The 17,805-nt window shown below is 68.7% G+C and carries 13 protein-coding genes and 1 pseudogene; 7 read left to right on the top strand and 7 right to left on the bottom strand.

The window, feature by feature from the left end:
* Positions 1 to 31: 31 nt before the first annotated feature.
* Positions 32 to 1,330, bottom strand: coding sequence for a multiple monosaccharide ABC transporter permease (mmsB, locus tag OHA77_RS39150; RefSeq protein WP_406314340.1), 1,299 nt, complete (start codon positions 1,328 to 1,330; stop codon positions 32 to 34).
* Entirely contained in the window at positions 1,327 to 2,847 is a 1,521-nt protein-coding gene (gene mmsA / locus OHA77_RS39155) for a multiple monosaccharide ABC transporter ATP-binding protein (RefSeq protein ID WP_406319949.1), read from the bottom strand. Before mmsA ends, mmsB begins: the two co-directional genes overlap by 4 nt.
* A 313-nt stretch (positions 2,848 to 3,160) precedes the next feature.
* Between mmsA and OHA77_RS39160 the strand changes: the two genes are divergently transcribed.
* The 3 genes from OHA77_RS39160 to OHA77_RS39170 all read left to right on the top strand — a co-directional run bounded on the left by OHA77_RS39160 (position 3,161) and on the right by OHA77_RS39170 (position 5,742).
* The gene (locus OHA77_RS39160; protein WP_406314342.1) at positions 3,161 to 4,372 is read left to right on the top strand and encodes an ROK family transcriptional regulator; all 1,212 of its coding nucleotides are present in this window, start codon (positions 3,161 to 3,163) and stop codon (positions 4,370 to 4,372) included.
* 17 nt (positions 4,373 to 4,389) lie between these two features.
* A complete protein-coding gene (locus OHA77_RS39165; RefSeq protein WP_406314344.1) occupies positions 4,390 to 5,358 on the top strand; it encodes an ROK family protein in 969 nt (322 codons plus the stop codon).
* Positions 5,359 to 5,454: 96 nt separating this feature from the next.
* The gene (locus OHA77_RS39170; RefSeq protein WP_406314345.1) at positions 5,455 to 5,742 is read left to right on the top strand and encodes a TetR family transcriptional regulator C-terminal domain-containing protein; all 288 of its coding nucleotides are present in this window, start codon (positions 5,455 to 5,457) and stop codon (positions 5,740 to 5,742) included.
* Between the two features lie 156 nt (positions 5,743 to 5,898).
* Here OHA77_RS39170 and OHA77_RS39175 read toward each other — a convergent pair whose 3' ends face one another.
* The 4 genes and pseudogenes from OHA77_RS39175 to OHA77_RS39190 all read right to left on the bottom strand — a co-directional run bounded on the left by OHA77_RS39175 (position 5,899) and on the right by OHA77_RS39190 (position 9,001).
* Positions 5,899 to 7,176 (bottom strand): Nramp family divalent metal transporter, encoded by a 1,278-nt coding sequence (locus OHA77_RS39175; protein ID WP_406314347.1) that lies wholly within the window; start codon positions 7,174 to 7,176, stop codon positions 5,899 to 5,901.
* Positions 7,177 to 7,267: 91 nt separating this feature from the next.
* On the bottom strand, positions 7,268 to 7,861 hold the full coding sequence (locus OHA77_RS39180) for a manganese catalase family protein (RefSeq protein WP_406314348.1): 594 nt from the start codon (positions 7,859 to 7,861) through the stop codon (positions 7,268 to 7,270).
* Positions 7,830 to 8,159: pseudogene (locus OHA77_RS39185) on the bottom strand (manganese catalase family protein); the annotation flags it as partial. The gene OHA77_RS39180 and the pseudogene OHA77_RS39185, both read right to left, overlap by 32 nt.
* Positions 8,160 to 8,710: 551 nt before the next feature.
* On the bottom strand, positions 8,711 to 9,001 hold the full coding sequence (locus OHA77_RS39190; RefSeq protein WP_406319950.1) for a MerR family transcriptional regulator: 291 nt from the start codon (positions 8,999 to 9,001) through the stop codon (positions 8,711 to 8,713).
* Between the two features lie 1,062 nt (positions 9,002 to 10,063).
* On the opposite strand from OHA77_RS39190, the gene OHA77_RS39195 reads away from it, so the two are divergent.
* The 3 genes from OHA77_RS39195 to OHA77_RS39205 all read left to right on the top strand — a co-directional run bounded on the left by OHA77_RS39195 (position 10,064) and on the right by OHA77_RS39205 (position 13,215).
* Positions 10,064 to 10,498 carry a DUF2243 domain-containing protein gene (locus OHA77_RS39195; RefSeq protein ID WP_406314350.1) on the top strand — a complete coding sequence of 145 codons (435 nt, stop codon included), beginning with the start codon at positions 10,064 to 10,066 and terminating at the stop codon, positions 10,496 to 10,498.
* 210 nt (positions 10,499 to 10,708) lie between these two features.
* The gene (locus OHA77_RS39200) at positions 10,709 to 12,286 is read left to right on the top strand and encodes a serine hydrolase domain-containing protein (RefSeq protein ID WP_406314352.1); all 1,578 of its coding nucleotides are present in this window, start codon (positions 10,709 to 10,711) and stop codon (positions 12,284 to 12,286) included.
* 146 nt (positions 12,287 to 12,432) lie between these two features.
* Positions 12,433 to 13,215 (top strand): MerR family transcriptional regulator, encoded by a 783-nt coding sequence (locus OHA77_RS39205; protein WP_406314354.1) that lies wholly within the window; start codon positions 12,433 to 12,435, stop codon positions 13,213 to 13,215.
* A 129-nt stretch (positions 13,216 to 13,344) separates the two neighbouring features.
* On the opposite strand, the gene OHA77_RS39210 is transcribed toward OHA77_RS39205, so the two are convergent.
* Complete coding sequence (locus OHA77_RS39210; RefSeq protein ID WP_406314355.1) at positions 13,345 to 13,521, bottom strand: hypothetical protein; 177 nt, start codon at positions 13,519 to 13,521, stop codon at positions 13,345 to 13,347.
* A 165-nt stretch (positions 13,522 to 13,686) separates the two neighbouring features.
* Here OHA77_RS39210 and OHA77_RS39215 point away from each other — a divergent pair, with 165 nt between their 5' ends.
* Positions 13,687 to 17,793, top strand: a complete 4,107-nt coding sequence (locus tag OHA77_RS39215; RefSeq protein WP_406314357.1) for a LamG-like jellyroll fold domain-containing protein — start codon at positions 13,687 to 13,689, stop codon at positions 17,791 to 17,793.
* The last annotated feature ends 12 nt before the right edge of the window (positions 17,794 to 17,805 follow it).

A 17,805-nucleotide genomic window follows, 5' to 3' on the forward strand; every position in this document is an offset into this window, starting at 1 on the left:
GAGTTCGGCGCTGTCTGCGGCGCCGGAACTGTCAGCCGACGACCGGTGCCGTGTCCGGATCGGAGCTTGGACTTGATTGTTTGCCCGAGGTGGCCGAAGCGTCTCGGTGGAACGGACGCATCAGCGACTCGAAGATCGAAAAGCGTCCTTGGCTCTTGTTGTAGACGTCGAGGGCGACGGCCAGGAGCAGGACCAGGCCCTTGATGATCTGGACCATGTCGGAGCCGACGCCCTCGAGCTGTAGGCCGTTGTTGAGCAGGGCCATGACGAGCCCCCCGACGATGGACCCGCTGATGGTGCCGAGGCCGCCGGAGACCGCTGCGCCGCCGATGAAGACGGCGGCGATGGCGTCGAGCTCCCAGCTCAGGCCGTCCTGCGGGCCAGAAGCCGAGGACCGCGCCACGAAGATCATGCCGGCCAGCGAAGCCAGGACGGACATGTTCATCATGACGAAGAAGTTGACCCGCTTGAGCTTTACGCCGGACAGCTCCGCTGCCCGGGCGTTGCCGCCGACCGCGTAGATGTGCCGGCCGCCGATGGTGTTGCGGGTGTAGTGCGAGTATGCGAGCACCAGGACGATCAGGATGATGCCGGAGATCGGCAGGCTGGTGCCGACGCGGCCGCCGGCGAAGCGTAGCGTCGCGAAGATGATAACGCCCAGCATCACGGTCAGGCGCAGAACCGAGATCCACATCGGCGCGACGTCGGCGTTCATCTCGCGCCGCGTCTGCCTTGTCCTCCACTCTCGCCACACGACGCCCAGGCAGGCGGCCAGGCCGAGCAGCAGCGTCAGGTTGTTGTACCCGGTATTGGGTCCCACCTCGGGCAGGAACCCGGCGCCGATCGTGCGGAAGCCCTCGGGTACCGGAACCGTGTCGGCGTTGCCGATGTACTGGTTGCCGCCTCGGAACAGCAGCATGCCGGCGAGGGTTACGATGAACGCCGGCACTCCGACGTAGGCGACCCAGAAACCCTGCCAGGCACCGATCACCGCGCCCACGAGCAGGCCGAGCACGATGCCCAGCGGCCATGGAATCGAGAACTCCTGCATCGCCTTGGCGACCACGATGCCTGTGAACGCGGCGATCGAGCCGACGGAGAGGTCGATGTGCCCGGCGACGATCACCATCAGCATGCCGATGGCCAGGATCAGGATGTAGGAGTACTGGCTCACCACCGCGATGAGGTTGCCGGATGTCAGGGTCAGGCCGTCGGTCCAGAGCTGGAACAGCAGCACGATCGCGACAAGGGTGAAGATCATGCCGAACTGGCGGGCGTTGGAGGTCGTGCCTCCGAAGAGGTTCTTCTGCAGGTCTTTGATTCGGCTCATGGCATCGGCATCTTCTTCATAGAGGTCATCTGCTTCATGAGGAGTTCCGGGCTGGCGTCGCGGCGCGCCACATCGCCGGTGATCGTGCCTTCGAACACGGTGTAGATACGGTCGCACAAACCTATGAGCTCGGGCAGTTCGGAGGAGATGACGATGACGCCCTTGCCCTGGGAGGCAAGTCGCTGGATGATCCCGTAGATCTCATACTTGGCGCCCACGTCGATGCCGCGTGTCGGCTCGTCGAGAATCAGCAGGTCCGGGTCGGTGAACATCCACTTCGCCAGGACTACCTTCTGCTGGTTGCCGCCCGACAGCTTCGTGACCCCCTCGTCGACGCTGGGCGTCTTGATTCTCAGGCTCTTGCGGTACTCCTCCGCGACCCGGTGCTCGCGGACCGGGTCGACGACCCTGCGCGTGGAGATCTTCGTCAGCTTGGCGGCCACCATCGAGGTCTTGATGTCGTCGAGCAGATTGAGGCCGATCGACTTGCGGTCCTCGCTCACGTAGGCAAGACCGTGCCGGATGGCGTCCGCCACCGACTTCAGGTGGATCTCCTTGCCGTCCTTGAAGACCTGGCCCGACAGGTACACGCCGTAAGAGCGGCCGAACAGGCTCATCACGAGCTCTGTGCGTCCGGCGCCCATCAGACCGGCGAAGCCGACGATCTCACCGCGCCGGACGTTGAAACTGGAGCTTTTGCACACCAGGCGCTCAGCCGAGTTCGGGTGCCGCACCGTCCAGTCGTGGACCTCGAAGAAGACCTCGCCGATGTCCGGCGTATGGTCGGGGAACCGGCTGTTCAGCTCACGGCCCACCATGCCGCGCACGATGCGGTCCTCGTTGACGCCATCGGCCTTGACGTCGAGGCTCTCGATCGTCCGGCCGTCGCGCAGGATCGTGATGGAGTCGGCGACCGCCTCGATCTCATTCAGCTTGTGCGAAATGATGATCGAGGTGATACCGCGCTCCCGGAAGTCGCGCAGCAGATCGAGCAGGTGCCGGGAGTCGGCCTCGTTCAGCGCCGCGGTCGGCTCGTCGAGGATGAGCAGCTTCACGTCTTTCGCAAACGCCTTCGCGATCTCGACAAGTTGCTGCTTGCCGACGCCGATGTCCTTGATCAAGGTGTCCGGGTCTTCCCGTAGTCCCACTTGTTCCATCAGCTCGATCGCCAGGCGCTGGGCGGTCTTCCAGTCGATCGCGCCGCGCTTGCGTGGCTCGTTGCCGAGGAAGATGTTCTCGGTGATCGACATGCCCGGCACCAGCGCGAGTTCCTGGTGGATGATGACGATGCCGGTCTGCTCGCTCGCCCGGATGTCGTGGAAGCGGACCTCTTCGCCCTGGTACACGATGTTGCCGGTATAGGTCCCGTGCGGGTGCACACCGCTGAGCACCTTCATGAGCGTGGATTTGCCTGCGCCGTTCTCACCGCAGATCGCGTGGATCTCGCCCGCCCGGACCACCAGGTTGACATCGGCCAGTGCGGTTACACCGGGGAACGTCTTGGTGATCGACCGCATCTCGAGGATCGGAGCGCGACTCACCGCTGAGGCTCCGCCCTCCGGATACCGTGGCGATCAAACGGATCCGGCCCTTGAGGGATGCGGCGGGTCGTGGACATCAACTTCCTCCGGTGGCTTGGTCTATCGACTCGCAGTCACAGCGCCGTACGCCGGGGGTCGCTGCGGGATGTCTTCATGTCCGGCGTGTTACGTCTACGGGCAGGGACTCTAAATCCATTTGTTTTACTAAGTCAACGCCCTAGTGCAGAATGTCCGAGGCGACGAGCAGAGAGGACCTTGTGTGGGGCAAGCAGGTACAAATCTCCCGAAGGTGGGGCGATACAACCGAGCGGTGGTGCTGGACCAGATCCAGCTTGCCGACGGCATCAGCCGGGTGGAGATCGCCCAGCGCACGGGCCTCACCCCGCAGAGCGTCTCTGGTATCGTGCGTCGGCTGCTCGACGAGGGCATCGTGCGAGAAGACCACGCCAACCGCGTCTCCAGCGGAGGAAAACCACGCACCACCCTGCGGATCAACGCCGATGCGGGCAGCGCCGTCGGACTCCATTTCGACCCGGTCGAGCTCACCTGTGCCGTGGTCGATCTGCTCGGCCGGCCGCTGGTCGTCAAACGGCGGCCCACACCACCTGGCACGGATCCGTCGCATGTCGTCTCGGCCATGAGCGAGTTGGTCGCCGAGGTGCTCGCCGAAACAGACGTGCCGCGCAGCCGGGTGCTCGGCCTCGGTCTCGCCACCCCGGGCCCGATCGACCAGGATCTCGGCATGATCGTCGCTCCGCCCCAACTTGCGAACTGGACGCGGGTGCCGTTGCAACGGATGCTGAGCGACGTCACCGGCCTGCCGGTGACCCTGGACAACGACGCCACCGCCGCCGCGGTCGGCGAGCGGTGGTCCGGCGCCGGCAGAGGGGTGGCGAACTTCGCGTACTTCTTCTTCGGCACCGGCATCGGAGGCGGTCTCATCCTCAATCACCAGGTCTACCGGGGTGGCTCGCTGAACGCCGGGGAGTTCGGTCACTCCTCGGTGCTGCCCGACGGACCAGAGTGCTACTGCGGCAATCGGGGCTGCCTGGAGAGGCTGGTCAACCCGTCCGCGATCGTCGCCGAGGTGCATCGACGGCTCGCCGGCGAGCACGACGGCAGCGTGCTATCGGAGCCGTTCGAGCGCGATCCGGCCTGGGTCGACCACGCCTCGATCCGGGTCGCGGCCGGAGCCGGCGACCCACTTGCGGCCGAGGTCATCGACAGGGCCGCGGAACACGTCGCCTCGATCGCGGTCAGCGTCGCCAACTTCGTCGATGTGGACCTCATCGTTCTCGGCGGACACGGCATTCAGCACGTCGAAACGCGATACACCGACGCCGTCGCCTCCGCCCTGGCCACCAGACCGCTGGCCCGCCACATCCGGATCATCGACGTCGCGTCCTCCCCGCTCGGGGCGGACGCCGCCGTCGTCGGCAGCGCCGCACTCGTCCTTCACGCCACGTACTCGCCCCAACTGTCAGCGCTTCTCGCGGACTGATCAGAACAGGATGATCAATGGGTCAGACAGCCGTACTCGCAGTCGACGTCGGCGGCACCAAAATTGCCGCCGGGCTGGTCGGCGGGGACGGGGTGGTGAGCAGACACACCGAGACACCCACACCGGCGACGGAGCTGCAACTCAGCGAGGCGCTTCGAGCATTACTCGCATCCGTTGTGGAAGGTGTGGCCCCCAGCGCGGTCGGAGTGGCTTCGGCAGGGCCGCTCGACATGGACCGCGGTACGGTGAGTCCCGTCAACATTCCCGCTTGGCGTGACTTCCCGCTCGTCGATCTGGTGAGCGGCATCGTGCCCGGCGTCCCGGTCACTCTGGTGGGTGACGGCATAGCGGCAGCCGTCGGCGAACATTGGCGGGGCGTGGGCCGCGGCGCGGCCTCGATGCTCGGGATAGTCGTCTCGACAGGCATCGGCGGCGGTCTCGTGCTTAACGGCGCACCGTACCCCGGGCCGAGCGGCAACGCCGGCCATATCGGACATACAGTCGTTGATCCCGCCGGGCCGCTGTGCTCGTGCGGGGCTACCGGCTGCGTGGAAGCGTATGCCAGTGGCCCGTCGATGGTCCGCTGGGCACAGCGACACGGCTGGACCGGCGCCGACACCCGTGTCCTCGCCGCCGACGCCGGCCGGGGCAACGCCATCGCTCTGGCCGCCTTCGACCAGGGCACCCAAGCTCTTGCCCGCGGAATCATCGCCACAGCCACGGTGTGCGATCTCGACCGCGTCGTGATCGGCGGCGGGGTCTCGGCGGCCGGTGACGTCCTGTTCGCCCCGTTGCGACGCCATCTCAGGCGTTTGGCCACACTCAACTTCGTGCAGCGGATCACCGTTCATCCCTCCATGCTCGGGCGGCAGGCTGGCCTGCTCGGCGCCGCGCGCAGTGCTTTGCGCGCCTCGCAGAACCTCGCGACCGGCGAGGATCCGACCCGCGACGGCGATCATGTGGCTGTTCAGGCTGCTGGGCAGTGAGCACATATCCCCAAGTACGCCTGTGCCGGCGGGCCGGCGCGGGGGACCGGCGCTGCGGACAGGGGCCCATCCGTAGAGGCCGGTCGCGGCTGCGTCGTGGTCGATACGGCCGCCGGACTCGGCACCACCGACCCCGAGGTCCGGCAAAGGACCGAGGCTGCGTTCGACGTCACCAGGAAAACCCTCGCGTCGCTACTGGGCAGCGGCATCCGCGACGGCGACCTGCCCGCCGCATTGGACGTCGACGCCGCAGTGGAGCTGCTGTTCACGGCGGTGCTCGGGCTGCGCGTGCGCGAACGCGCCTCCGGCGGTTCGAGGCCGGTGAGGGGCCCGGACCGAATCTCGGGCCGTTCGGCTTCGGCAGGTGGCCCGCGCAGACGGTAGACCGATCCAACCGCGGGAATTCATCCTCAGTGTCGCCCTCGGATGATCCGCCCCAGCTACCCCTCCCGACCTGCTCGAACCGGCTTATCGTGTGATCCGGTTCCGTTGCGGGTCCACTCTCTGCGCGGTGGACCGGACGGGTCGGGTGAGGCGCTCTCAGCCGGTGAACACCTGGGCGACGAGGAAGCCGTTGAGGGCGATGATCACGGTGGCGACCGTGATGCCCAGTGCCGTGGTGCGGCGATGGTTGACCAGGGCGCCCATGAGTCTGCGGTTGCCGGTGAAGGCGAGGAGGGGTACCAGGGCGAAGGGGATGCCGAAGGACAGTGCGACCTGACTCAGGATGAGCGCGCGGGTGGGGTCGATGCCGGCGGACAGGATCATCATGGCGGGCACGATGGTGATCAGGCGGCGTGCCGTGAGCGGTATGCGGCGGCGGAGGAATCCCTCCATGATGACCTGTCCGGCGTAGGTGCCCACGCTTGAGGAGGCCAGTCCCGACGAGAGCAGGGCCAGCGCGAAGGCGACCGCCGCCGCGGGGCCGAGGATCGCTCCGATCCCGGCGTGGATGGCCTGCAGGCTACCGGGGTCACCGCCGTGGAAGGTGGCGGCGGCCACGGTCAGCATCGCCATGTTGACCAACCCCGCGACGCCCAGGGCGATCGCGATGTCGGCGCGACTGGCCCGTACCGCGGCGCGGAGGCCGCTGATCCTGCCGTGGTCCTGGGTGAGGGCCGAATGCAGGTAGATGACGTGGGGCATCACGGTGGCGCCGATGATCCCGGTCGCCATCAGCAGGCTGTCCGGTCCGGCCAGGCGGGGCACCAGGCCGTCGACGGCACCGGCGAGGGAGCCGGAGCGCAGCACCTGGTAGGCGAAGCCGGCCACGATGATGACGAGCATGCCGGTGATGACCGCCTCGAAGCGGTGGCGGCCGCGCGGCGCCAGGCCGAGCAGGACGAAGGAGACGACCGCGGTGATCATGGCGCCCGGCAGCAGTGGGATGCCGAACAGCAGGTTCAGGGCGAGCGCGCCGCCGATGAACTCGGCCAGGTCGGTGGCGATGGCGACCAGTTCGCCCTGCACCCACAGCACCATGGTCAGCGGTCGCGGCAGATGGTCGCGGCAGAGCTGGGGCAGGTTCCGGCCGGTGGCGATGCCGAGTTTGGCCGACAGCGCCTGGACGAACATCGCCAGCAGGTTCGCGGCGGCGATCACCCACAGCAGGAGGTACCCGTAGCGGGCGCCGCTCGACATGTTGGTCGCGAAGTTGCCGGGGTCGATGTAGGCCATCGAGACGACGAAGGCCGGCCCGAACAGTCCGGCCCGCCGCAGCAGACGTGCCGGCAGCCGCCGGGGGAGCGGCACGCCGGCGTCACCGGCCTTGGGGACGGCGGTCGGCGGCTCATCCTGGTGGGGGCGGGAGTCAAGCACGAAAGCCTCACATCGGGTAGGTCCGCTCACGTTCCGAGCGCGCGGGACACGGGCCGGCCCGGTGCGGGGGCGGCCCTGTCTCCTGCGGCGATCAGGTCAGCTTGTCCTTGAGCTTGCCCAGGGGCCCGGTCTCGGTGCCCAGGACAGGCCCCCGCGGCTCGCCCATGGCGCCGTCGTAGGTGTTGTACAGCGCGGGGTCAGGTGGCGGTGCCGTGGCGAGGCCGCCGAGCGGCTGGGGATCGAGGAGGTAGGAGAACTCGTGCCGGCCGTCCGGTTGCGGGCCGGAGGCCCAGCCTCCCTGCGTCCCCTCGGTACCCTCGGACAGGTCCCAGATCGCGGAGGCGTGCTCGGCGTACTCCTCGTCGAAAAGCGCGTCCGGCACGACGACGTCCTCCAGGCCGTCCTCCTGGAGTTCCTCGATGGCCTTCAGCCACAGGTTCTGGTGCAGCGTGTCACGGGCCAGGTTGAACTTCAGCATGTCGCGCACGCCGGGGTCGTCGGTCATGTTGTAGAGCCGCGCGGTCTGCAGACGGTCCTGTGCCTCGGCGGCGACGTTGGCGCGGAAGTCGGCCAGGAGGTTGCCGCTGGCAGCGGCCGTTCCACGGATAGCCGTTGCTGTCGGCGAGCAGGGGTCCGCCGCCGGAGACGATGGCCTGCTGGGGATCCATCCCGCCCAGCACGGCACCCACCACGGGGTCGGTCATGGCCATCTTCGTGACCGCGGTGGCGGGCGCGCCCTCCAGGAGACGGGCGATCATCGTGGCGATCATCTCGACGTGACCGATCTCCTCGGTCGCGATATCCATGATCAGGTCCTTGTACTTGCCGGACATCCGGCAGTTCCAGCCCTGCATCAGGTACTGCATGGTCACGGTCATCTCGCCGTACGCGCCGCCGAGCAACTCCTGGAGCTTGTGAGCGTAGACCGGGTCGGGCTTTTCGGGTTTGGCCTCGAACTGCAGGTGTTTGGTGTGCAGGAACATCAACCGCTCCTCATGTCGGGCTCTGTGGAGAGCCGCCCGGAGCCAAACCCGCCTGCCGGCAGACAGCGCGACCCCGTTGGCGAATCCGGTGGGGGTCACCCCCGAATCTCACCACACCCGCAGAAAACGCCAGGGTAGCGACACGCCATTGCCCGGAGCGCAAAATCCCCTGCCATAACCGCACGAATGGTGATCATGGGCCCGTCGCGTTTCCGGCAGATGGGGGTACGGTTCACCACCCCATCTGGAAAGCGGCAACGGGTCCGCTTCGCCCTTCGGCGGCCTACTTGTTGCACCAGCGCGGGCCGGTGGTCGCAGGCTGCTCATGGGGGAGCGGTCCGGCGATGCACCCGGCCGCGCATTCGTCACCGCGAATGCTTGGCCGTCGCTTACCGGTCTTGGGCCGTTTCGTGGTTTTTTAAGGCCCGAGCCGGGGCGCTGGATGGATATGCGGTGAGCGGCCGGTCCCCAGACCCGGCCGCCCTGCCCCTGCCCACGGCGACAGGGGCGCGAACCACCGGGGTGCCGATGGGGGCCCGGGATCACCGCCTTCAGGCCGAGCGGCGGCCGGCGTTCTCAGGTCGCCGCTCGTTGCTCTGCTGCAGTTCGGCGTTGATGCGCAGGGCTTCGGCGAGCTGGTCTTCCAGGATGATGATGCGGCAGGCGGCCTCCAGAGCGGTGCCCTGGTCGACGAGTTCGCGGGCGCGGGCGGCCAGCCGCAACTGGTAGCGCGAGTAGCGGCGGTGCCCGCCGTCGGAGCGCTGCGGCTCGATCAGCTTGGCGGTGCCCAGGTTGCGCAGGAACGCCTGGGTGACGCCGAGCATCTCGGCGGCCCGGCCCATGCTGTATGCGGGGTAGTCCTCGTCGTCGAACCGGTGACCGGGGGTGTCGCCCGGTGCGGTGGGGAGCCCATCGGTCCTGCCCGCGGTGTCGGCCTTGCCAGCCGTTTCCGCCTTATCGGCGGTGTCGCGGAGTCCGGGCTGCGCGCGGACGGCCGACGTCATCGGTGCTTGATCCATATACCCTTCCCGAATGCCAACAGGGGCCCCGGCGCCATGATGCGCCGGGGCCCGCGAGGTTCAACACCATCTACCGGCCTTGGGGCCGGCCTCTTACTTCCGCACTGGCCGCCCGATGCGGGCGGGAATGCGGGGATCGCGTGTGCGTGACCGGAGACCACCGTCCAATCCGTGGGGCTACGGTACCCGCGCGGCGAACTTCCGCCGGCAACGGGCGATCCTGATGGCGTTCAACACTCCTTTCGCTATCTCTGCTTCCTCGATCTCATGCATCACTGCTGCAGCGGTGTCCACGGCCAAGACCCTTCACCTGTACTGGCCCCGGCACGTCCGACGTTGGTGCTTGTTCGCTGCTTGACTGCTACTGCTGTGGCAGCGGTGTCCACGACCAAGACCCTTCACCTGCACCGGCCCTGGCACGTCCGACCTTCTGCCCGTCTTCACCTGTGTCGTCTTCTGCTATCCACGCCCGTCCGGGCAGTTCGTCGTGATGCCTGACGTCCTGCGCTGCCCTCGTGGATCTGTTCCTTGCGATGTCAGAAACTCTACCCCCACCCACCACTGATGTCTACTCCAGCCACTACAGATTTTCGGTTCCGGAGAAGTAAAGGCTGAGTCCGCACATCACCGAGCCTGAACCGATGGGCCAGGGCGATGGGGCCCTGCCGTCGATGGCTCCCGCCGCCTCGTCGCCCGGCATCCGGGCACGTTCCTGAGGCGCCCCGACGTCATGGGTTCCCCGGCCTATCGGAGAGCAACCATGGGGCTTCGCGGGGCGTGGCCGCGCTTGCCACGGGAAATCAGACGCACATGGCTGATTCATACCGAAGTGGGGCATCCGTCTCTGCTCCTGCGGACGGGGCGTCCACCCGTACGGCCGGGCTGGTGCTCGGCCTCGGAATCGGCGGCTTCATCGACGGGATCATCTTGCACCAGCTCCTGGGGTGGCATCACATGCTCAGCGGCTGGTATCCCGGCAACGAGCACGTCAACATGATCGGGGATGGCCTGTTCCACCTCGGCTGCCTGGTCATCGTCGTCATCGGGGTGCTGCTGCTCTCTCGGGCGCGACCAGCTCCTTTGAAGGAGGTCATCGGCTGGATGATCGCCGGGTGGGGAGTGTTCAACCTGGTCGAAGGGTTGATCGACCATCAGATTCTCGGGGTGCACCATGTCCGGCACGGGTCTGGGCAGCTCCTCTACGACATGGGGTTTCTAGGTCTTGGCGTGGCGTTGATCGCGTTTGGTCTCGTCCTGGCGCGAATGCCCGCCGTCGGGCGGGCAAGCAGGCCGGGCGCGAAGGGGGAAGGCCATGAGTGATGGCCGGACGGTGCCCGAAACGGGTCCTCGGACCGGACGAGCGCCTTCGGACATGCTTCGCTCGCAGCGGTCTGCTCTCGAAGCTGTCCCCGACCCGTAAAAGCAGCTGTGAGCTAGATCACGGTTGAGGTTGACCTCGGGTCAGGGTGCAAGCTCGTCGCAGCGGCGCGACGCCGACCGGACATAACAGATTCCAAGGAGCAAACCATCATGTCCATCCCCCTTTCCGACCAGGACAAGAGCACCCTGCGGACCGCCGCATACGGCGCGGTCTCGTTGGTTGCCGCTGCCGGTGCCGCCGGAGGCAAGCCGCAAAAGATCGCCACCGACGGCAGCATCGCCCTGGCGTCGGCGACCGGCCTGATCGGGCACGTGCTCGGCGACAGGTCAAAGAGCATCAAACTGGACAGCAAGTCCGTCGCCGCGCTCGCCGACCAGGTGCTACCGACCCTGACCGCAGCGGTGACCCTGCTCGAGAAGCAGGCTCCGGCAGAGGCCGACAACTTCCGCAGCACCGTCCTGCTCGCCATCGAAACCGCTCAGATCCGTCATGGCCAGCCCAGCCCCGCCATGGCCGAGATGGCCCGCAAGATCACCGCCGCCCTCGACGCCGCCGGGGTGGCCACTGGGGACAGCGGGGCCGCGTCGGCGGCTGCTGCCGGGCAGGATCGCCCGGAGTTGCAGAAGGCGATCGAGGAGATCGTCGATTCCGGTTTCACCGGGGTGTCGCTGCGGGTGCACGATGAGCGGGGCGAGTGGGCCGGCAGCGCCGGGGTGGCCGAGCTGGGCGGGGCCGCCAAGCCGCCGATCGACGGGCATGTCCGGATCGGCAGCAACACCAAGACCTTCACCGCGACCCTGGTGCTGCAGCTGGTGGCCGAGGGCAGGATCGGGCTGGACATCCCGGCGGCGGACTACCTGCCCGAGTTCGGGCTGGACGAGCGGATCACGGTGCGGATGCTGCTGCAGCACACCAGCGGGGTGTTCAACTTCACCGGCGAGGTCTACGACGACGGGACGTTCGCGCCGGGGATCTCCATGCCCTACGGCCCCGCGGGCACGGAGTGGCTGGACAACCGGTTGAAGACCTACCGGCCGCAGGAGCTGGTGGAGCTGGCATTGTCCAAGCCGGCGCGGTTCGAGCCGGGGACGGGCTGGAGCTATGCCAACACCAACTACGTGCTGGCCAGGCTGCTGATCGAGAAGGTCACCGGCCGCACCTACGCCGAGGAGATGCAGCGGCTGATCCTGGGGCCGCTCGGCCTGACCGGCACCGTGGTGCCGGACGCCTCGCCGGAGATCCCCGAGCCGCACGCCCACGCCTACTACCGCTATGAGGAGGACGGCCGGCAGCAGACGGTCGACATCACCCGCCAGAACCCGTCCTGGATCTCCACCGGTGGTGACATGATCTCGACCACCCGGGATCTGCACACGTTCATCTCCGCGTTGGTGGGTGGCAAGCTGCTGCCGGCTCCGCTGCTGGCCGAGATGTGCGCCCCGCACCCGACGGGCATCCCGAACATGGACTACGGCCTGGGCGTGTTCGTGGTGACCACCGACGGCGGCGGCACCCTCATCTCCCACAACGGCGCCGCCGTGGGCCACGCGGCGCTGATGTACAGCACACCCGACGGCGGCACGACCCTGACCGCCGCGCTGAACTGCGTGGACGATGCCGACATGTCCATCGCAGCAGCGTTCCAGAAGGCCCAGCAAAGGCTCGTCAACGAGGTGTTCTGCGGTGGGCAGGCCGGATCGGCCGAGCCGGCTCAGCCGACGGACTGAGCACCTGTGCCCCGTACGCCACCATGCGCCGCCCCCTTCCGGTCGTACACCAGAAAAGACGCGGACCGGGACCACACCGAGCTCGGCGTGGTCCCGTTCATGGTGTGCGTAGTCGTCGAGCTCGAGCACAAGGCAGGATTGTGCAGATGAACGGAGTCACGATCGGGCAGGCGGCGGCATTCGTCGGCGTCACGGTGAAGACGGTGCGGCACTACCACAAGCTGGGCCTGGTCAAGGAGCCGGAACGCGACAGCTCCGGCTACCGGCGGTACGGATCGGCCGATCTGCTGCGGCTGGTGCAGGTCCGGACGCTGGCCGCCGCCGGGGTGCCGCTGGCCGAGATCGGGCCCCTGCTCGACGCCGATGCCGCGCTGTTCGCCGCTGCGCTCGCCGACGTCGAGCGGCAGCTGACCGAACGGATCGAGGAGTTGATCGTGCGGCGTGACACGCTGCATCGGCTCGCCGACGGCGACCGGGCTCTGCTGGGCGACCGCGCGGTGGCGCTGCTGGAGCGGATGTCCGGCCTCGGATTCCCCGCGGACGATGTGGCGGCCACCAGGGAGGGCTGGGTGCTGGCCAAGGCCCTGGTCCCGGAAGGCTTCGACGACTACCTCACCCATTTCGAGCACGCCCTCGATGACACCCGGTTCGTCGCCTTGATCAAGCGCGCAACCGAAGCCACGGCCTGGGAACCGGACGACCCCCGCATCGCCGAGCTCGCCACCGCCATGGCCGACCACTTCCTCGCCAACCCCGCACTGCTGAAGATCATGACCGGTCTGCAGGCCCGCACCGAGGCCGCGACCCGGTACGAACTGATCGCCCTCCACGGCGAAGAACAGGGATCGGCCGCGGCCCGTGGAGTCACGCTCGTCGAGACCAAGCTCCGCGCCGCCGGCATCCACATCCCCAGACCAGACACCCACTGACCACGCCGCGCCCCGGTCCATCGGCCCGGCGATCAGCCGGGCCTGCGCACAGACACCGCTGGAGTGACTGCACGTGTGACGCCGGGGGTGCCGCCCACGATCAGCGCCGTGTCCGGGCCGGGGCGCGGATCAGAACAGCGTGTCGCGGACCCGCAGCGGCCGGTGGCCGGGCCGGCCTGAGGTCCGGTCCCGCGGGATCGTGATCCCGGTCTCCGCGGCGGTGGCGGGCGTGTCGAGCGACGGCTGCGCGCGCCGTCGGACCGGGACCGAATGTCCGGTGAATGTCCGCTTCCTGACCTGGATCATGAAACGCCCGCGTCCGAAACTGTTCCTTGCCGGGATGTGAGGCTTCCTCGCGGGAGCACCTCACCGCCTTCGAAGAAGGCGTTCACCCCCGGAAACAGCGCAGCACACGGGCATGCCAGGGTGCGGCCTGCCCGAGGACTTTCTGGAGGCACAGTGAGGTGCTGGTTGCGTACGCCCCTGGCGGCGCTGACGGCCGTGATCGCCGGTCTGTTACCGATGGCGGCAGCGGCGGAGGCGTCGGCGGCGGATCCGCCGCCGATCGCGACGCCGGCCGCGAAGATGCAGCACGACCCGGTGGGCTCCGCGCCCTGGGCGGTCGGTCAGGCGAAGAAGACGAGGCAGCGGATCGCGGTGACGGCGGAACAGTCCGAGGCCCGGGACGTGTACGCCAACCCGAACGGATCGTTCACGGCCGAGCTGCGGACCACCCCGGTCCGCGTCCGGCGCGGCTCCGGCTGGGTCCCCGTCGACACGACGCTGCGGCAGCGGGCCGGCGGAGGCGTGGAGCCGGCCGCGACCACGGTGCCCGTCGTCTTCTCCGGCGGCGGCGACCAGCCGCTCGTACGCCTGGGGGAGGGTGCGGCGCAGGTGGAGCTGCGCTGGCCGAAACCGCTGCCCGAGCCGGTACTGAGCGGGGACAGCGCGACCTACCCGGAGGTCTTCACGGGGGTGGATCTCCGGATGACCGCGACCGCGCAGGGTTTCAAGGAAGTTCTGGTGGTCAAGAACGGGGCCGCGGCTGAGAACCCTGAGCTGGCCGAGCTGAGGTTCGGCCTGGACACCAAGGGGATTGAGCTCCGCGACGACGGTCACGGCAACCTCACCGCTCGCGACGCAAAGGGCGAACAGGTCTTCGGGTCGGGTGCGCCGATGGCGTGGGACTCGGCCGCAGCGCGGGCCGTCGGGCGGCTCGACCTGAAGAAGGACGAGCTCGTCCTGCGTCCCGACCGCAAACTGCTGAGCGACCCGGCCACGACCTTCCCCGTCTACATCGACCCCGACTTCGCCGCGGGGCTGACCGGGATGGCCTTGGTGTTCTCCGGTCATCCCAACCAGGCGTACTGGGGAGGCGACGGTGAGAACGTGGCGAAGGTCGGGTTCTGCGACTGGGGCGGCTGCAACGGCATCGGCGTGGCCCGTTCCTACTTCCAGTACGACGCGTCGTTCCTGCTCGGCAGGCACGTCCTGGCGGCGGAGTTCAACGCGTTCGAGAACTACGCCCCGTCGTGCTCGCCCCGTGAGGTGGAGGCGTGGGGGACGAATCCGGTCGGCGGGGGGACGACGTGGAACAACCAGCCGTTCCCCGGCGGAGCACCGGTCGGCCTGGGCACGGTCAATGTCGCCCGCGGGTACAGCGCCGCCTGCCCGGGTGCCTGGGTGGGGTTCAACGCCCTCGGCGCGGTCAGCAAGGGCCTGGCATCCGGCGGCGGGCATCTGGCGATCATGCTGAAGGCGGCGAACGAGGGCGACGGGTTCGCCTGGAAGAAGTTCAACACGAACCCGAGTCTGGTCGTCACTTACAACAGCTACCCTGGCACGCCGACCGGCCAGAAGGTGGAGAACGCGGCGTGTGCCGTGCAGCCGAACGAGCCGTACGCCAACCCGCACATCGACAACGATCCGAACCAGGGGCCGCGTGGGCCGAAGCTGTCGGCGGTGATCTCCGACCCGGACGGCGGGCCGGTGCAAGCGCAGTTCGAGTGGTACACGAGGTTCGGGGCGCAGCTGGGCGGGTCCGCCACCGAGTTCAAGGCCTCCGGCTCCGCCTTCACCGTGGACCTGCCGGCGGCGCACGCCGGCGACGGGGCCAAGCTGGCCTATCGGGTACGCGGCGCGGACGGCGTGGACGCCGGGCCGTGGGGCCCGTGGTGTGACGTCACCATCGACAGGAAGGCCCCGGACAAGGCGCCGAAGGTCAGTTCGGTGACCTACCCCGAATGCCCGCCGCCGGACTACGACCCCTGCCCGAGGGGCGGCGGTGTCGGACGCACGGGAGGCTTCGCCCTGGGCGCCGACGGCGTGGACGACGTGGCCGGATTCGAGTACCACCTGTACGGGCAGGAGGGCGTCTACCGAGCCACCGCCGCGAACGGCAGCACGAACGTGCTGGCCACACCGCCCGACGACGGCCCCATGGACCTGTACGCCCGCAGCGTCGACCGTGCCGGCAACGTGGGGCCGGAGTACCGCTACCACTTCTGGGTCGGTCCCGGCACACCCCCCAGTGGCCACTGGAAGCTCGACGGCTACGTCGAGCCGAATGTCGTCGACGACTCGCGCAACGGCCACGACGCGACCTTCGCTCAGGGGCCGGCGAGGTGGCAGGCGGGCAGGCACGGTGACGCGCTCTGGCTGGACGGCGCCACCGGGCACGCGAGCACCGGCGGCGGCTCCACCGTGGACACCGGCAAGTCGTTCACCGTCTCGGCCTGGGTGAAGCTCGACCGGCTCGACGGCGACTGGCGCACCGCGGTGAGCCAGAGCGGCACCACGATCAGCGGGTTCTTCCTGCAGTACAACCCGACCACCAAGAAGTGGCACTTCGTGATGCCGGCCAAGAACGCCGGCGACGCAGCCCGCGACGTCGCCGAATCGCTGAGCCCCGCCGTCGCGGGTCGCTGGACGCACCTCATCGGCGCGTACGACGCCGCCGCCCGGCAGATCAAGATCTACGTGGACGGTGTGCCCGGCACGACCGGCAGCCACCTCACGCCGTGGAACGCGACCGGCACCGTGCAGCTCGGCCGGGCCCAGGTGGGCGGCCAGCCGGTCAACTACTGGCCGGGCTCGCTGGACGAGGTGCGCGTCTACGACCGGACCCTCACCGACGACGAGATCCACGACCTGGCCGGCTCCCCGGCGACCGAAGAGCTGTTCCTGCCGCTGGACGAGGGGACCGGCACGACGGCGCAGGACATATCGGGCAACTACCGTCTCGGTGCGCTCGGTGGCGCCGCGTCCTGGACCACCGGCAAGGTGGGACCCGGCGCGGTCAGGTTCGACGGCGGCACGGATACCGTCACGACCACCGGTCCGGTGCTCCGCACCGACGCCGGCTTCACCGTCACCGCCTGGGCGCGGCTGGACACGGCCGACGACCGGACCCGCACCGTCCTCAGCCAGGACGCCGGCCAGGGCAGCGGCTTCCAGCTGCGGTACAACGGCGACACCCGCACGTGGTCGTTCGCGCTGCCGCAGTCCGGGACCGACACCCAGCTGGGGCTCACCGCCGAGCCGGGAGACAGCGCGCAGGCCGGGGCGTGGACGCACCTGGCCGGGGTCTACGACCCGGCGGCCCAGGAGATCCGGCTGTACGTCGACGGCGTGAAGGCGGCCTGGAAGAAGGGCGCGGTCACGGTGAACGCCACGGGCCCGCTCCAGGTCGGCCGGGGCAGGCAGGCCGGGGCGGCGGCGACGCCGTTCACCGGGGACGTCGACGACGTGCACGCGTGGACCGGGGTGCGCACCGGCGACCAGATCAAGGCGGAGTACCAGAGGCCGGTCACCGAGCGGTACGTTCCGTACGGCGGCCAGCTCAGCCGCTACTTCGACCTCGCCACCGGCCGGCACATCGTGACGAACGGGCCGGTGCCGCAGGCGGCGCACTTCGAGTTCTCCCTCGGCCTGATGGCCGGCGCGGACGAGCCCGGCACCACAGTGGTGTACTCCTGCCGCAACGGGGCGGTCGACTACTTCCTCGCCCACGACTGCGGCGCCCACGCCAACCTCGGCAGCGTCGGACGGCTCTACAGCACACCGCCCGCCGGCGTGCCCACGCTGCTGGTCTACCGGTGCCTGATCCCCAACGTGGGGCACTTCGCCTCCACCGACCCCGGGTGCGAGGGCCAGACCAAGGAGTTCGAGCTCGGCTACACCCGCGCCTACAGCCACCTGGTCAGGCATCTCACCACCGGATACCCGTACGACCACGCCGGCGCCACGGCCCGGATCGGGGCGAACTACCGCCCCGAGGGCTACTACGGGACGCTGTCGATGACCCAGTTGCCCGGCACCACGGCGTTGCTGCGCTGCCGGGACGGCATCGACGTCTTCAGCTCCACCGACGCCGCCTGCGAGGGCAAGACGGTCGTGCGCAGGATCGGCTACGTCTGGACCAGCCCGCCGCCGACCGTCCCCGGCGCGCCGGCCGCGGTCGGCTCCGAGCTGTTCCGCTGCCGGGCCGACTGGGGCGACCTGTTCGACTCGCGCGACCCCGGCTGCGAGGGGCAGACCCGCGAGAGGTCACTCGGCTTCGTCGCCATCGGACTCTGAGAGGAAAAGGAG

It is taken from the genome of Streptosporangium sp. NBC_01639 (genome assembly GCF_045209755.1).
GTDB lineage: Bacteria > Actinomycetota > Actinomycetes > Streptosporangiales > Streptosporangiaceae > Streptosporangium.

Coding starts and splice junctions, on each gene's coding strand:
- mmsB (WP_406314340.1), bottom strand. CDS start 1,330: ATGAGCCGAATCAAAGACCTGCAGAAGAACCTCTTCGGAGGCACGACC.
- mmsA (WP_406319949.1), bottom strand. CDS start 2,847: ATGCGGTCGATCACCAAGACGTTCCCCGGTGTAACCGCACTGGCCGAT.
- OHA77_RS39165 (WP_406314344.1), top strand. CDS start 4,390: ATGGGTCAGACAGCCGTACTCGCAGTCGACGTCGGCGGCACCAAAATT.
- OHA77_RS39190 (WP_406319950.1), bottom strand. CDS start 9,001: ATGGGCCGGGCCGCCGAGATGCTCGGCGTCACCCAGGCGTTCCTGCGC.
- OHA77_RS39200 (WP_406314352.1), top strand. CDS start 10,709: ATGTCCATCCCCCTTTCCGACCAGGACAAGAGCACCCTGCGGACCGCC.
- OHA77_RS39205 (WP_406314354.1), top strand. CDS start 12,433: ATGAACGGAGTCACGATCGGGCAGGCGGCGGCATTCGTCGGCGTCACG.
- OHA77_RS39210 (WP_406314355.1), bottom strand. CDS start 13,521: ATGATCCAGGTCAGGAAGCGGACATTCACCGGACATTCGGTCCCGGTC.